This window comes from Pseudomonas sp. GD04019 (assembly GCF_029837695.1).
Taxonomy (GTDB): domain Bacteria; phylum Pseudomonadota; class Gammaproteobacteria; order Pseudomonadales; family Pseudomonadaceae; genus Aquipseudomonas.
In genome coordinates this window covers 1-15699 of sequence record NZ_JAOEEA010000013.1, presented here as the reverse complement: position 1 = coordinate 15699, position 15699 = coordinate 1, and the positions used below count along the sequence as shown (strand labels likewise).

Here is a 15699-nt window from a genome sequence, read left to right as displayed (position 1 = left end):
CCCATTGCGCCCCGGCCGGGAGGCGGCAGCCGTCGCCTTCGGCCTGAATCAGAGTTTGCCTGGGTCGCCCAAGACCCCGAACAGCTACGGAGAGTAAGCATGAGCAACTGGTTGAGAGAAAAGCTGATCCCCTCGATCATGCGTTCCGAGGTCAAGAAGAGCTCGGTGCCCGAAGGGCTCTGGCACAAGTGCCCATCCTGCGATGCCGTGCTTTATCGCCCCGAACTGGAAAAAACCCTCGACGTCTGCCCCAAGTGCAACCACCACATGCGCATCGATGCACGCGCCCGCCTGGACCTGTTCCTCGACGCCGAGGGGCGCGAGGAGCTGGGTGCCGAGCTGGAGCCGGTGGATCGCCTGAAATTCCGTGACAGCAAGAAATACAAGGACCGCATCGCCAGCGCGCAGAAAGAGACCGGCGAGAAAGACGCGCTGGTGTCCATGAGCGGAAAACTGCAGGGCATGCCCGTGGTGGCTTGTGCCTTCGAGTTCAGCTTCATGGGCGGCTCCATGGGCGCCGTCGTCGGCGAGCGCTTCGTACGTGCCGCCAACGCCGCGCTGGAGCAGCGCTGCCCGCTGGTGTGCTTCGCCGCCTCCGGTGGCGCGCGCATGCAGGAGGCGCTGATCTCCCTGATGCAGATGGCCAAGACCAGCGCCGTTTTGGCGCGTCTGCGCGAAGAGGGCATTCCCTTCATTTCCGTGTTGACCGATCCGGTCTACGGCGGCGTTTCCGCCAGCCTGGCCATGCTCGGTGACGTGATCGTCGCCGAGCCGCGTGCGCTGATCGGCTTCGCCGGTCCGCGGGTGATCGAGCAAACCGTGCGCGAGAAGCTGCCGGAAGGCTTCCAGCGCAGCGAGTTCCTGCTCGAACACGGCGCTATCGACATGATCATCCACCGCAACGATCTGCGCCCGCGCCTGGCCCGCCTGCTGGCGCAGCTGCAGCATCTGCCGACTCCCGCGGCCACCGCATGAGCCGATCCCTCGCCGACTGGCTGAGCTATCTGGAGCAGCTGCATCCCAGTGCCATCGATATGGGCCTGGAGCGCAGTCGCGAGGTAGCTCGCCGGCTTGGCCTGGGCAAGCCCGCGCCGTTGGCGATCACCGTCACCGGTACCAATGGCAAGGGCTCCACCTGCGCCTTTCTGGCCTCCCTGCTGCGTGAGCAGGGGCTCAAGGTCGGCGTCTACAGTTCGCCGCATCTGCTGCGCTACAACGAACGCGTCCAGCTCGAAGGGCGCGATGCCAGCGACACTGAGCTCTGCGAGGCTTTTGCGGCAGTCGAAGCTGGGCGCGGCGAGATTTCCCTGACCTATTTCGAGATGGGCACCCTGGCGGCTTTCTGGCTGTTCGAACGCGCAGCGCTGGACGCCGTGGTCCTGGAAGTCGGCCTAGGCGGTCGGCTGGATGCGGTCAACCTGGTCGACGCCGATCTGGCGCTGGTCACCAGCATCGGTCTGGACCATGCCGACTGGCTCGGCGATACCCGCGAGTCGGTGGCCTTCGAGAAGGCGGGCATCCTGCGCCAGGGCAAGCCCGCGTTCTGTGGCGACCTGGACCCGCCGTTGCCATTGCTGCAGCGTGTGGCCGAGCTGGATTGCCCGCTGTTCCTGCGCGGACGCGACTACGACCTGGCGGTGAGCGAAGGCGGTTGGCACTGGCGTGGCCTGACCGCCGATGGCCGCGTGCTGGAGCTGCACGATCTGCCGTTGCTCGATCTGCCCATGGAAAACGCCGCCCTGGCTCTGCAGGCCTATGCCGTGCTGGGCATGGCCTGGCAGCCGGAAAGCCTGGCCGCTGCGCTGCAGCGTACGCGCGTGACCGGTCGCCTGGATGTGCGCCGCGTGACCTGGCAGGGCAGGGCGCTGACGCTGCTGCTGGACGTCGGTCACAACCCGCATGCCGCCGAGTACCTGGCCACGCGCCTGGCCGCGCGGCCGCTCAAGGGTAGGCGTCTCGCCGTATTCGGCCTGCTCGCTGACAAGGATCTGGAGGGCGTGCTGGCGCCGCTGCAGCTCGAAGTGCAGGGCTGGGCAGTGGCGCCGCTGGATAGCCCGCGCAGTCGTCCGGCTGGCGAGTTGGAGGCGGCGCTGCACAACCTGGGCGCGGATGTGCGTGCCTGCGCCAGCGTGGCCGAGGCATTGCTGGTACAGTGTGGCCAGGCGAGCGAGGACGACGAAATTCTCGTGTTCGGATCTTTCTATTGCGTGGCCGAAGCCCTGGAGTGGCTCGGCCAACAGGCGGAGGCAGGCAATGGCAGTGCTGGATAAGGGGCTCAAGCAGCGGATCGTCGGCGCGCTGGTGCTGGTGGCGCTGGCGGTGATCTTCCTGCCGATGCTGTTTTCCCGTGAGGACGAGCTGCGCCAGGTGACGGTGGATGCACCGGCTATGCCGGACAGGCCGAGCATGCCGGATGTTGCCCTGGAGCCGGTGGTGGTGCCCGAGCCGGTGGCCGAGGACGAGGTGCCGCCGGTGGAGCCGGTGCCGCAGACATCCAGTGAGCCGATTGCCGCGCCGACCCAGCCTGTTGCCGAGCCGCAGGTGCAAGCTCAGGTCCAGACCCCGCCGCCTGCGGAGACTCCCGCACCGACCCAGGCTGCAACGAAGCCGGCCAGTGGCCTGGATGCCAATAACCTGCCGGTCAGCTGGTCGGTACAACTGGCCAGCCTGTCCAGTCGCGCCGGTGCCGAGAAGCTGCAGCAGACACTGCGCAGCGGTGGTTACAACGCCTATATCCGCAGCTTTGACGGCATGAACCGGGTCTTCGTCGGCCCGGTGATCGAGCGCGCCGAGGCCGATCGCCTGCGCGATCTGCTCAATCGCCAGCAGAATCTCAAGGGCTTCGTGGTGCGTTTCCAGCCGGAAAACGGCTGATTTCCTCTATCGGAGCCATATAGCAGCCCCGGCTTACCCGGCCGGGCACGCTCTGCTAGAATTCGCCGCCTTTCCCGTCTGTAGGCAGCAACGTGGCATTCACTTGGGTCGATTGGGCGATCATCGCCGTCATCGCCATTTCCAGCTTGATCAGCCTGCGCCGCGGCTTCTTCAAGGAGGCCTTGTCGCTGCTGACCTGGATCATCGCCGGTGTGGTCGCCTGGATGTTCGGCGGCGCCCTGTCGCAGCACCTGACGGATTTCATCGAGACGCCGTCGATGCGCGTCATCGCGGCCTCCGCCATTCTGTTTATCGTGACCCTGCTGGTCGGGGCACTGATCAATTTCCTTATCGGTGAGCTGATCCGGGTAACCGGCCTGTCAGGCACCGACCGTTTTCTCGGCATGGTCTTCGGCGCGGCGCGCGGGGCCTTGCTGGTGGTGGTACTGGTGGGCCTGGTCAGCCTGGCCCCGGTACAACAGGATGAATGGTGGCAGCAGTCGACCCTGATGCCGCATTTTCTGATGGTGGCGGATTGGTCGAAGAATCTGATTCTGAGCCTGACCAGCCAGTGGCTCGCCAGCGGCATCACGCAGACGCCCGAGCTTCCGTCCTACGAGGGTCTCTTGCAGCCTAAACTGCCGTAAGAGCCTGGAACTACCTGATTCACTACACAGAGGTTGCGTCACATGTGCGGCATCGTCGGTATCGTCGGTAAGTCCAACGTCAATCAGTCCCTGTACGACGCCCTTACCGTGCTCCAGCATCGCGGCCAGGACGCTGCCGGCATCGTCACCAGCCACGGTGGGCGTCTGTTCCTGCGCAAGGACAACGGCCTGGTGCGCGATGTCTTCCAGCAACGCCACATGCAGCGCCTGGTGGGTCACGTCGGCATCGGTCACGTGCGCTATCCCACCGCTGGCAGCTCCAGCTCAGCCGAGGCGCAGCCGTTCTACGTCAACTCGCCATACGGCATCACCCTGGCGCACAACGGCAACCTGACCAATGTCGAGCAGCTGTCGCGCGAGATCTACGAGTCCGACCTGCGCCACGTGAACACCAATTCCGATTCGGAAGTGCTGCTCAACGTGTTCGCCCATGAACTGGCGGTGCGCGGCAAGCTGCAGCCCACCGAGGAAGACGTGTTCGCCGCCGTTGCCGGTGTGCACGCCCGCTGTCGCGGTGGCTACGCGGTGGTGGCGATGATCACCGGCTACGGCGTGGTCGGTTTCCGCGACCCACACGCGATTCGCCCGATCGTCTTCGGCCAGCGTCACAGCGACGAGGGCGTGGAGTACATGATCGCCTCCGAGAGCGTCGCCCTCGACGTGCTCGGCTTCAGCCTGATCCGCGACCTGGCCCCGGGCGAGGCGGTGTACATCACCGAAGACGGCAAGCTGCATACCCGCCAGTGCGCATCGAATCCGCAGTACTCGCCGTGCATCTTCGAGCACGTCTACCTGGCCCGCCCGGACTCGCTGATGGACGGCGTGTCGGTGTACAAGGCCCGCCTGCGCATGGGCGAGAAGCTGGCCGAGAAGATCCAGCGCGAGCGTCCGGATCACGACATCGACGTGGTCATCCCGATCCCGGACACCAGCCGTACTTCTGCCCTGGAGCTGGCCAACCATCTGGGCGTGAAGTTCCGCGAGGGCTTCGTCAAGAACCGCTACATCGGTCGCACCTTCATCATGCCCGGCCAGGCCGCGCGCAAGAAATCCGTACGGCAGAAGCTCAATGCCATCGAGCTGGAATTCCGCGGCAAGAACGTGATGCTGGTGGATGACTCCATCGTGCGCGGCACCACCTGCAAGCAGATCATCCAGATGGCCCGCGAGGCCGGCGCCAAGAACGTCTACTTCTGCTCGGCGGCTCCGGCCGTACGCTACCCGAACGTGTATGGCATCGACATGCCGAGCGCCCACGAGCTGATCGCCCATGGTCGCAGCACCGAGGAAGTGGCCGAGCTGATCGGCGCCGACTGGCTGGTGTACCAGGATCTGGACGACCTGAAAGAGGCGGTCGGTGGCGGCAAGATCAAGATCGAGCACTTCGACTGCGCGGTGTTCGATGGCCAGTACGTGACCGGCGACGTCAACGAGCACTATCTGCACAAGATCGAGCAGGCGCGTAACGATGCGGCCAAGGCGGGCAGCCCGATGGTCAGCGCCATCATCGATCTGCACAACGACTGAGAGCGGGAGCAGCCATGAGCCAGGATTGGGAAGCGGGGCGGCTGGACAGCGACCTCGAAGGCGTTGGCTTCGACACCCTGGCGGTGCGTGCCGGCCAGCACCGCACGCCGGAGGGCGAGCATGGCGAGGCCATGTTCCTCACCTCCAGCTACGTGTTCCGTAGCGCCGCCGATGCCGCCGCGCGTTTCGCCGGCGAAGTGCCGGGCAACGTCTACTCGCGCTATACCAACCCGACCGTGCGAGCCTTCGAGGAGCGCAGCGCCGCGTTGGAGGGCGCCGAGCAAGCGGTCGCCACCGCGTCCGGCATGGCGGCGATCCTGGCCATCGTCATGAGCCAATGCAGCGGCGGCGACCACGTGCTGGTGTCGCGCAGCGTGTTCGGCTCGACCATCAGCCTGTTCGAGAAGTACCTGAAGCGCTTCGGCATCGAGGTGGACTATCCGCCGTTGGCCGATCTGGCTGCCTGGGAAGCGGGCTTCAAGCCCAATACCAAGCTGCTGTTCGTCGAGTCGCCGTCCAATCCGCTGGCCGAACTGGTCGACATCGCCGCCCTGGCAGAGATCGCCCATGCCCGCAAGGCGCTGCTGGTGGTGGACAACTGCTTCTGCACCCCGGCCCTGCAGCAGCCGCTCGCGCTTGGCGCCGACATCATCATGCATTCGGCGACCAAGTACATCGATGGCCAGGGCCGCGGCCTGGGCGGCGTGGTCGCCGGGCGCAAGGCCGAGATGGAAGCGGTGGTGGGCTTCCTGCGCACGGCCGGGCCGACCCTCAGCCCGTTCAACGCCTGGATGTTCCTCAAGGGCCTGGAAACCCTGCGCGTGCGCATGCAGGCCCACAGTGCCAGCGCCCTGCAACTGGCCCAGTGGCTGGAGACCCAGCCGGGCATCGACAAGGTCTACTACTCCGGCCTGCCCAGCCACCCGCAGCATGAGCTGGCCAAGCGGCAGCAGAGTGCCTTCGGTGCGGTGGTCAGCTTCGAGGTCGCGGGCGGCAAGGAAGCGGCGTGGCGTTTCATCGACGCGACCCGCGTGATCTCGATCACCACCAACCTGGGTGACACCAAGACCACCATTGCCCATCCGGCGACCACCTCCCACGGCCGCCTGTCGCCGCAGGAGCGGGCCAATGCCGGCATTCGCGACAACCTGATCCGCGTCGCCGTGGGGCTGGAAGACGTGGCCGATCTCAAGGCCGACCTGGCCCGTGGTTTGGCCGCGCTATAAGCGGCTGATTCGATCACGAACCTGCAATGAAAAACGCCGCTCAGTGAGCGGCGTTTTTCATTGCTATCACCGTCATTCCTCTGCCTTGCGCAGGTCGATGGCGGCAGCTCCCGGCTTGTCGAACAGGCGCACGGCATCGCCCGGCAGCTGGCTATTGCCGTCTTCGTCGGCACCGAGCACGCTGATGTCGTTGTATTTCTTGCCCGACAATGTGGCCATGCCGGCACGGTCGCGGACCACGGTCGGGCGCAGGAAGACCATCAGGTTGCGCTTGATGTGGGTGTCCTTGGTCGAGCGGAACAGCCGGCCGATCAGCGGGATGTCGCCCAGCAGCGGCACCTTGGAGTCGGTGCTGGTGACGTCGTCCTGGATCAGCCCGCCGAGCACGATGACCTGGCCGTCATCGGCGAGGATCACGCTCTTGATCGAGCGCTTGTTGGTCACCAAGTCCACCGCCTGGGAGTTGACCCCGGTGCTGGGCGCGATCGACGAGATCTCCTGCTCCACCTCCAGGCGCAGGGTGGCGCCGTCGTTGATGTGCGGGGTGACCTTGAGGGTCACGCCGATGTCTTCGCGCTCGATGGTGGTGAAGGGATTGTTCGCCCCCGAGGCGTCGGTGGTGTAGGAGCCGGTCTGGAACGGCACGTTCTGGCCTACCAGAATCTCCGCCTGCTGGTTGTCCAGGGTCAGCAGACTGGGCGTGGACAGCAGGTTGCTCTTGCTGTTGGCGGAGAGAGCAGTGATCAGCGCGCCGAAATGATCGGTGCCGATGCCGATGATGGCGCCATCCGGCAGGGTCACATTGTCGGGGATCTCGTCCTCCTGGATGGCCCGTAGCACGGTGCCGACCGACAGACCGGTGTTGCCGAAATTGACCCCGCCCAGGCCACCGGTGCCGCCGCGGGCGTCCACCGCCCACTGCACGCCGAGGGCATCGGTGATGTCGCCGGAGATCTCGACGATGGCCGCCTCGACCATCACCTGGGCGCGCGGTACGTCGAGGTTGCGCACGATTTCTTCCAGGGTCGCCACGGTGTCCGGCTCGGCCAGCAGCACCAGGGCGTTGAGGCTCTCGTCGGCGCGAATCAGGATGTTCTGCGGCTTGCTGGTACCGCCCGCTTCGCCCCCGCCCTCGGGGGCCTTGAGGCCTTCGGAGATGTCGCCGAGGGTCTCGGCCAGGCTCTTGGCATCGCTGTGGCGCAGGCGGATCACTCGGGCATTGGCCGAGCGGGTGCTGGGGATGTCCAGCGAGCGGGCCAGGTTGGCCAGGCGCTGACGGGCAGCGGGTGGGCCGAGGATGATCAGGCGGTTGGTGCGGGCATCGGCGATCACCCGCGTGCCGGAACCGTCCTTGCGCTCGTTGCGCATCACCGCGTTGTTCAGGGCCTCGGCAGCATCCAGCACCCAGGCGTGCTGCAGGTTGATCACGTTGTAGTCGCCGCCGCCCTGGGAGTCGAGTTGGTCGATCAGCTCGCGGATGCGTTCGATGTTGGCCCGCCGATCGCTGATGATCAGTGCGTTGGAGGCGGCCACGGCGGCCAGGTGGCCGTTCTGCGGCACCAGCGGGCGGATCAGCGGGATCAGCTCGTTGACCGAGGTGTGCTGCACCTGGATCAGCTCGGTCTGCACGTCGTCGGGTGCGGCGTGGCTGCTATTGGCGGCGCTGCGCGCCTCGGTGACCGGCACGATGCGCGCCTGGTCGCCCTGGGCCAGCACGCTGAAGCCGTGGGTGCTCATCACCGAGAGGAACAGCTGATAGACCTCCTCCAGCCCCAGCGGGGTCTTGGAGATCACCGTGACCTGGCCCTTGACCCGTGGATCGACGACGAAGGTCTCGCCGGAGATTTCCGCCACCTGATCAATGAAGTCGCGGATGTCGGCGTCCTTCATGTTGATGGTCCAGGTCTCGGCACCCTGGGTAGTGGCTGCCGGCTCGGCCGCGATGGCCTGCGGCAGCGGGGCGGCGAGGCAGCTCGCGGCCAGCAGCAGGGCGAGGGGAAGGCGTTTCTGCGACAGGAATTTGGAGTCGGTCATGGGCTTTATTCGGCTTCCGGTGTTTCGGGCGCGGACATGTCGCCGTCGCCTTCCATGCGTTGTTGAAGGTCCTGGATGCGCTGTTGCAAAGCCTGGACGTCTTCGTCCTGCAGCTGTTCCAGTTGCTGGGCAGTGGGTTCCTGCGGTGAATAGGGATCGGCGGAGTAAGGTGTCAGCGTGGGCGAACGCAGGGCCGGGAAGTGCAGGCTCTCCTCGCGGCCGCCACGGTCGAGCACGATATGGTCCTTGTGTACGGCCTGCAGGGTGGTGCTGGAGTTGATCTCCTGGCCGACGCCGATGCGCTTGGGCTTGTCGCCGGCGACCTGGATGATGGCCGTGGAGCGCTGGGCGTCCGGATTGACGAAGCTGGCCACCAGGGTCATCTGCTGCTTGGTGGGCGGCGCGTTCTGATCACCGGCGGGGCGGGCCGGGGTGCCGAACAGGTTCTGCAGCTGTTGCAGGGACACCTGCTGCGGCTGCGCGGCCGTGGCGGCGGCCGGCACGCTCGGCGCTTCGCTGCGCAATAGGCGCAGCAGGTCGACGCTCTGCTTGGTCAGGCCCAATGTCATGAGCAGCACCACGAGCAGGCAGAGGCCGGTCACGCCATGGCGTTGCAGCCAGGCGGGAAGGCGGATGCGGGTAGCGCTCAAAGCATGAATCCCCCGTTGTTCTTCTTATTCGTGCGGGCTCTGTTCGGCTCGCATCGGTTGGGCCCGTACTCTGCGGGCGCCGTCAACCATACCGCAAGTATCCTGTCCATGGCGCACCTGCTTGATCTATCTGCGTGTTTGCGCACTGTTGCCGCATGTCGAGTGGCGGCCAGAAGCGTGAAATGTTTCGAAACTTCCTGGAAACGAGCCGCTATCATCGGCTCCCACGTGCTTCCCGTTCAACAATAAAAATAAGCCTGACGGATCACTGCAATGGAAGATCGCAAACCGCCTGCCCCGGTTCCTGTGGGGTTCGCCCGTGCTGAGCTGCTCGAGCTGCTCAATCACTGCGCGCAATTTCCCCTGACCGTGCTGCTGGCTCCCGCCGGCTCCGGCAAGTCCACGCTGCTGGCCCACTGGCAGGCGGGCAGGCCCGGGCGCAGTGTGGTGCATTACCCGCTGCAGGCGCGTGACAACGAGCCGGTGCGTTTCTTCCGCCACCTGGCCGAGGGCATCCGCGCCCTGGTCGAAGACTTCGACGTCTCCTGGTTCAACCCCTTCGCCGCCGAGATGTACCAGGCGCCCGAGGTGGTGGGCGAATACCTGGCCGATGCGTTGAACCGCGTCGACGGTGAACTCTATCTCGTCCTCGACGATTTCCAGTTCATCAGCCAGCCGACCATCCTAGAAGTGCTTTCGGCCATGCTCGAGCGCCTGGCGGGCGGTACCCGGGTGGTGCTGTCCGGGCGCAATCATCCTGGCTTCTCCCTCAGCCGCCTGAAGCTGGAGAACAAGCTGCTGTGCATCGACCAGCACGACATGCGCCTGTCGCCGCTGCAAATCCAGCAGCTCAACGCCCACCTCGGCGGGCCCGATCTCAGCCCGGCTTATGTCGACAGCCTGATGGCCATGACCGAGGGCTGGATGGCCGGGGTCAAGGTGGCGCTGTTGGCCTACGCCCGTTTCGGCACGGTGGCGTTGGAGCGTTTCAACGGCAGCCAGCCGGAAATAGTCGACTACTTCGGTCATGTGGTGCTCAAGCGCCTGTCGCCGCAAATGCATGACTTCCTGCTCAGCTGCGCGATCTTCGAGCGCTTCGATGGCGAGCTGTGCGACCAGGTCCTCGATCGCACCGGCTCGGCGCTGCTGCTGGAGGAATTGGCCGCCCGCGAGCTGTTCCTGCTGCCGGTGGACCAGTTGCCCGGCCACTACCGATACCATGCGCTGCTGCACGACTTCCTGGCCAAGCGCCTGGCCATGCACCAGCCGCAGCAGGTGCCGGTGCTGCACCGCCGCGCGGCCCTGCATTTCCATACCCGTGGCGATCTGGAGCAGGCCCTGCAGCATGCCCAGCGCAGCGGCGACCAGGCGCTGTTCCACTGCCTGCTGGAGGAGGCGTGCGAGCAATGGGTGCGCAGCGGCCACTTCGCCGAGGTGTTGAAGTGGCTGGAACCGCTCAGCGAAGCCGAGTTGTGCGAGCGGCCGCGTCTGCTGGTGCCGATGACCTACGCGCTGACCCTGTCGCGGCGCTTCCACCAGGCGCGCTACTGCGTGGACGAACTGGCGGAGCGCTGCGCCGATCGCCCGGGGCTGGAGGCGCCGACCCGTCAGCTGCTGGCGCTGAACCTGGAGCTGTTCCAGTACGACCTGGCGTTCGACCCTGGCGAGCGCTGGTCGGACCTGCTGGCCCCCGGCATCTCCTCGGATATCCGTGCCCTGGCCCTGACCATCCTGGCCTACCACCACCTGATGCACGGGCGTCTGGAGCAGTCGATCCAGCTGGCTCTGGAATCCAAGGCGCTGCTGGCGCGCACCGGCCAGCTGTTCCTGGAGAGCTACGCCGACCTGATCATCGCCCTGTGCAACCGCAATGCCGGGCGCGCCACCAGTGCGCGCAAGGACGTGTGCCAGGATTATCAGCGCACCGAGCGCTCCTCGCCGGCCTGGCTCAATCGCGCCACCGCCATGGTGGTGGCGCTGTACGAGCAGAATCAGCTGGCCGCGGCGCAGCAACTGTGCGAGGACCTGATGGCCATGGTCACCTCGTCCTCGGCCACCGAAACCATCGCCACCGTGCACATCACCCTGTCGCGCCTGCTCTATCGGCGCCAGTCCCAGGGCCGCGCCGGGCGGCTGCTGGAGCAGCTGTCGCGCATCCTGCAGCTGGGCAACTACGCACGCTTCGCCAGCCAGGTGGCCCAGGAGAGCATGCGCCAGGCCTATCTCGACGGGCGCCTGGCAGCGCTGGATAGCCTGGCCCAGCGCCTGGGTATCGAGGAGCGCCTGGCGGCCGGCGAGTGGGAGAGGGTGAGGCCCTACGACGAATGTTGGGAGCGTTACGGTCTGGCCGCGGTGTACTGGCTGGTGATGCGTGGCGCCCAGCCGCGCGCCTGTCGCATCCTCAAGGTGCTGGCGCAGTCTCTGCAGCAGAGCGAGATGAAGGCACGGGCCTTGGTGGTAGAGGCCAACCTGCTGGTGCAGAGCGCGCCGCAGCAGACCCCGGAACAGCAGATCAAGGCGCTGCTGGAACTGGTGGCGCGCTTCGGCATCGTCAATATCAACCGTTCGGTGTTCGACGAGGCGCCCGGCTTCGCCGAGGCGGTGTTCGGCCTGCTGCGCTCGGGCCAGCTGCAGGTGCCGGAAGCCTACAGCGAGGCCTACGCCGAGTTCCTCCTGGCCGAGAGTCAGGCGCCCGCCACCGCGCTGCCGGACCTGGTCAGCCTGCTCACCGACAAGGAAGCGGAGATCTTCGCCTGCCTGCTCAAGGGGCTGTCCAACACGGAAATCAGCGCCAGCACCGGCATCGCCCTGTCCACCACCAAGTGGCACCTGAAGAACATCTACTCGAAGCTCAATCTCTCCGGTCGCACCGAAGCCATCCTCGCTATGCAGCAGCGCGGCGCCTGAGCACCTGCCTGACCGACGGTAGTCCCGATTCCCGCTCCCCCCTCCCGCGGGAGGGGGGAGGGGGGCGCGCAAATCCCTAATCTCCCGCCAGCCGGTAAACCGGCATTCAACCGTATTAGTACAAGAAGAATCGGGAGATAACGCCATGTCTGTTTGGGTCACATGGCCGAGCTTGGTCAAGTTCGGCACTCTGGGCATCTACGCCGCCCTGATCTCACTCGCGCTGGAGCGCGATGTGCTGTTCAAGGAAAACCTGTTCGACGTCGACAACCTGCCTGCCGCCAACGCCAAGATCACCTGTGACGCGCGTAGCCAGGTGGCCCGTACCGAGGACGGTACCTGCAACATCCTCGCGAACCCTGCCGAAGGCTCCGTCTACCGCCGCTTCGGCCGCAACGTGAACCCCGCCGTGACCCATGGCGAAACCGAATCCGACACCCTGCTCAGCCCCAACCCGCGGGAAGTGAGTAACCTGCTGATGGCCCGAGGCGAGTTCAAGCCAGCGCCCAGCCTCAACTTCATCGCCGCCTCCTGGATCCAGTTCATGGTGCACGACTGGGTGGAGCACGGCCCCAACGCCGAAGCCAATCCGATTCAGGTTCCGCTGCCGGCCGGTGACGTGCTCGGCTCCGGCACCATGTCCGTGCGCCGCACCCAGGCCGACCCGACCCGCACTGCCGCCGACGCCGGCAAGCCGGCCACCTACCGCAACCACAACACCCACTGGTGGGACGGTTCGCAGCTGTACGGCAGCAGCAAGGAAACCAACGACAAGGTGCGTTCTTTCGTCGACGGTAAGCTGAAGATCAACCCGGATGGCACCCTGCCGACCGAGTTCATCAGCGGCAAGCCGATCACCGGCTTCAACGAGAACTGGTGGGTCGGCCTGAGCATGCTGCACCAGCTGTTCACCAAGGAACACAACGCCATCGCCACCATGCTCAAGCAGAAGTATCCGGGCAAGGATGACCAGTGGCTGTATGACCATGCGCGCCTGGTCAACGCCGCGCTGATGGCCAAGATCCATACCGTGGAGTGGACCCCGGCGGTGATCGCCAACCCCGTCACCGAGCGTGCCATGTACGCCAACTGGTGGGGGCTGCTGGGCTCCGGCCCGAATCGCGATAAATACCAGGCCGAAGCGCGCATGCTGCAGGAAGACCTGGCCGGTTCGAACTCCTTCGTCCTGCGCATCCTGGGCGTCGATCCGACCAACGTCGGCAGCTCGACCATCTCCCATGCCCTGAGCGGGATCGTTGGTTCGACCAACCCGAACAACTACGGCGTGCCCTACACGCTGACCGAGGAGTTCGTCGCGGTCTATCGTATGCACCCGCTGATGCGTGACAAGGTAGACGTCTATGACATCGGATCCAACGTCATCGCGCGCTCGGTGCAGCTGCAGAATACTCGTGATCGCGACGCCGAGAACCTACTCAACGGCGAGCACGCGGATCGCCTGTGGTACTCCTTCGGCATCACCAATCCGGGTTCGCTGACCCTCAACAACTACCCGAACTTCCTGCGCAATCTGTCGATTCCGCTGGTCGGCAACATCGACCTGGCGACCATTGACGTGCTGCGTGATCGCGAACGTGGCGTACCGCGCTACAACGAGTTTCGTCGCGAGATCGGCCTCAATCCGATCACCAAGTTCGAGGACCTGACGAAGGACCCGGCCACCCTGGCCAACCTCAAGCGCGTGTACGGCAACGACATCGAGAAGATCGACACCCTGGTCGGCATGCTGGCCGAGACCGTGCGCCCGGACGGCTTCGCCTTCGGTGAAACTGCCTTCCAGATCTTCATCATGAACGCCTCGCGTCGTCTGATGACCGACCGCTTCTACACCAAGGACTACCGCCCGGAGATCTACACCGCGGAAGGCCTGGCCTGGGTCGAAAACACCACCATGGTCGACGTGATCAAGCGTCACAACCCGCAGCTCGACAGCAGCCTGGTGGGCGTGGCCAACGCCTTCAAGCCCTGGGGTCTGAACATTCCGGCCGACTACCAGACCTGGCCGGCCAAGGCCAAGCAGGACAACCTGTGGGTCAACGGTGCCATGCGTACCCAGTACACTGAAGGTCAGCTGCCGCCGCTGGAGGGCATCAATACCTCGGCCCTGCTGGCCAATACCCTGTGGAAGAAGGTGCGTGAAGAGAGCGACGTGGTGCCGGCCGATTACGAGAAGGGCATGCATCAGCGTGGCGTGATGGCCAAGGTCAAGTTCAATCCGGTGCCCGGCAATCCTTACACTGGTCTGTTCCAGGGAGCGGATAGCGGTCTGCTGCGTTTGTCGCTGGCCGCCGATCCGTCTGGTGGCAGTGTTCAGCCGGGCATGGCCTGGAAGGCCTTCGTCGATGGCAAGCCTTCGCGCAATGTCTCGGCACTGGCCAGCTGGAGCGGCCAAGGGCAGAACTACAACTTCTTTGCCAACGAGATGTCGCAGATCGTCCTGCCGGAAGGCACCGACAACTTCGGCCTACAGGTGCTGTTCGCCGCGGTGACGCTGAAGCCGACCCAGCTGCGGGTCGACGATATGGCCGAGGTCACCCAGACCGGCCAGGCCGTGACTGCGGTCAAGGCGCCGACGCAGATCTACTTCGTGCCGAAAGCGGAAGTGCGCAACCTGTTCTCCACAGCCGCGCACGACTTCCGCAGCGACCTGGTGACGCTCAATGCCGGTACCAAGCTGTATGACGTGTATGCCACTTCGATGGAGATCAAGACCTCGATCATTCCGTCGATCAGCCGCACTTATGCCCAGCAGCGTCGCAACAGCGCGGTGAAGATCGGCGAGATGGAGCTGACCTCTCCGTTCATCGCCTCGTCCTTCGGCGACAACGGTGTGTTCTTCAAGCACCAGCGCAGCGAAGACAAGTAATAAGCTTCTTGCGGTAGCAGAACCCCGGCAAATGCCGGGGTTCTTTTTTGTCTGCCCGATGTATTCCGACCCGCGGCCATAACAATTCGCCGCTAGTGTTGTCGCTGTTTGTACAAAGCTGCGAAATCCGCACTGCAGTTTTGCCTGGAAATCCGTTAACTTGGCGCCTCAGTCGTGCCGCATAACAACAAAAACAACAGCTAGATGGATCTTCTGTTTCAGGAACGGGCCCGCACATGTCCACCGATACCCACGCCGCACTAGCGGCTCCGGCAGGTCCGGCCTTGCGCTCCCTGCCATTCGCCTTCGCCAAACGCCACGGCGTGCTGTTGCGCGAGCCCTTTGGCCAGGCACAGCTGCAGGTGCGCCGCGGCGCCAGCCTGGCGGCCGTGCAGGAGGCCCAGCGTTTCGCCGGTCGTGTGCTGCCGCTGCGTTGGCTGGAGCCCGAAGCCTTCGAGCAGGAACTGACCCTGGCCTACCAGCGCGACTCCTCTGAGGTGCGGCAGATGGCCGAGGGCCTTGGCGCCGAACTCGACCTGGCCAGCCTGGCCGAACTCACCCCCGAATCCGGTGACCTGCTGGAGCAGGAAGACGACGCGCCGATCATCCGCCTGATCAACGCCATCCTCAGCGAGGCGATCAAGGCCGGTGCTTCTGACATCCACCTGGAAACCTTCGAGAAACGCCTGGTCGTACGCTTTCGCGTCGACGGCATTCTGCGCGAAGTGATCGAGCCACGCCGCGAGCTGGCCGCGCTGCTGGTCTCGCGGGTCAAGGTCATGGCGCGCCTGGACATCGCCGAAAAGCGGGTGCCGCAGGACGGCCGTATCTCGCTCAAGGTCGGCGGCCGCGAAGTCGATATCCGCGTATCCACACTGCCGTCGGCCAATGGTGAGCGGGTGGTACTGCGTCTGCTGGACAAACAG

Annotated in this window: 11 protein-coding genes; 9 read left to right on the top strand and 2 right to left on the bottom strand. The window is 65.1% G+C overall.

Going from position 1 to position 15699, the window contains the following annotated elements:
- Positions 1-99 precede the first annotated feature (99 nt).
- The 6 genes from accD to N7607_RS19025 all read left to right on the top strand — a co-directional run bounded on the left by accD (position 100) and on the right by N7607_RS19025 (position 6295).
- Positions 100-975 (top strand): acetyl-CoA carboxylase, carboxyltransferase subunit beta, encoded by an 876-nt coding sequence (gene accD, locus N7607_RS19050; protein ID WP_137972535.1) that lies wholly within the window; start codon positions 100-102, stop codon positions 973-975.
- The gene (folC, locus tag N7607_RS19045; RefSeq protein WP_279865192.1) at positions 972-2270 is read left to right on the top strand and encodes a bifunctional tetrahydrofolate synthase/dihydrofolate synthase; all 1299 of its coding nucleotides are present in this window, start codon (positions 972-974) and stop codon (positions 2268-2270) included. The genes accD and folC overlap by 4 nt, the downstream gene beginning before the upstream one ends.
- Positions 2254-2874: an SPOR domain-containing protein gene (locus N7607_RS19040; protein WP_279865193.1), complete on the top strand. Its 621-nt coding sequence runs from the start codon at positions 2254-2256 to the stop codon at positions 2872-2874. The genes folC and N7607_RS19040 overlap by 17 nt, the downstream gene beginning before the upstream one ends.
- Positions 2875-2966: 92 nt before the next feature.
- Positions 2967-3521, top strand: coding sequence for a CvpA family protein (locus N7607_RS19035; protein ID WP_279865194.1), 555 nt, complete (start codon positions 2967-2969; stop codon positions 3519-3521).
- A 42-nt stretch (positions 3522-3563) separates the two neighbouring features.
- A complete protein-coding gene (gene purF, locus N7607_RS19030; RefSeq protein ID WP_279865196.1) occupies positions 3564-5069 on the top strand; it encodes an amidophosphoribosyltransferase in 1506 nt (501 codons plus the stop codon).
- Between the two features lie 14 nt (positions 5070-5083).
- Positions 5084-6295, top strand: a complete 1212-nt coding sequence (locus N7607_RS19025; RefSeq protein WP_279865197.1) for an O-succinylhomoserine sulfhydrylase — start codon at positions 5084-5086, stop codon at positions 6293-6295.
- Between the two features lie 72 nt (positions 6296-6367).
- Here the strand turns inward: N7607_RS19025 and gspD are convergent, their stop codons facing one another.
- Together gspD and N7607_RS19015 are read right to left on the bottom strand one after the other, a co-directional pair.
- The gene (gspD, locus tag N7607_RS19020; protein WP_279865198.1) at positions 6368-8329 is read right to left on the bottom strand and encodes a type II secretion system secretin GspD; all 1962 of its coding nucleotides are present in this window, start codon (positions 8327-8329) and stop codon (positions 6368-6370) included.
- 5 nt (positions 8330-8334) lie between these two features.
- A complete protein-coding gene (locus N7607_RS19015) occupies positions 8335-8979 on the bottom strand; it encodes a type II secretion system protein N (protein WP_279865199.1) in 645 nt (214 codons plus the stop codon).
- Between the two features lie 273 nt (positions 8980-9252).
- Between N7607_RS19015 and N7607_RS19010 the strand changes: the two genes are divergently transcribed.
- The 3 genes from N7607_RS19010 to N7607_RS19000 form a co-directional block, all read left to right on the top strand.
- Positions 9253-11886: a LuxR C-terminal-related transcriptional regulator gene (locus tag N7607_RS19010; RefSeq protein WP_279865200.1), complete on the top strand. Its 2634-nt coding sequence runs from the start codon at positions 9253-9255 to the stop codon at positions 11884-11886.
- 145 nt (positions 11887-12031) lie between these two features.
- Entirely contained in the window at positions 12032-14773 is a 2742-nt protein-coding gene (locus N7607_RS19005) for a peroxidase family protein (protein WP_279865201.1), read from the top strand.
- 236 nt (positions 14774-15009) lie between these two features.
- Positions 15010-15699: ATPase, T2SS/T4P/T4SS family (locus N7607_RS19000; protein WP_279865202.1), on the top strand; the 690-nt coding region annotated here is incomplete at its 3' end.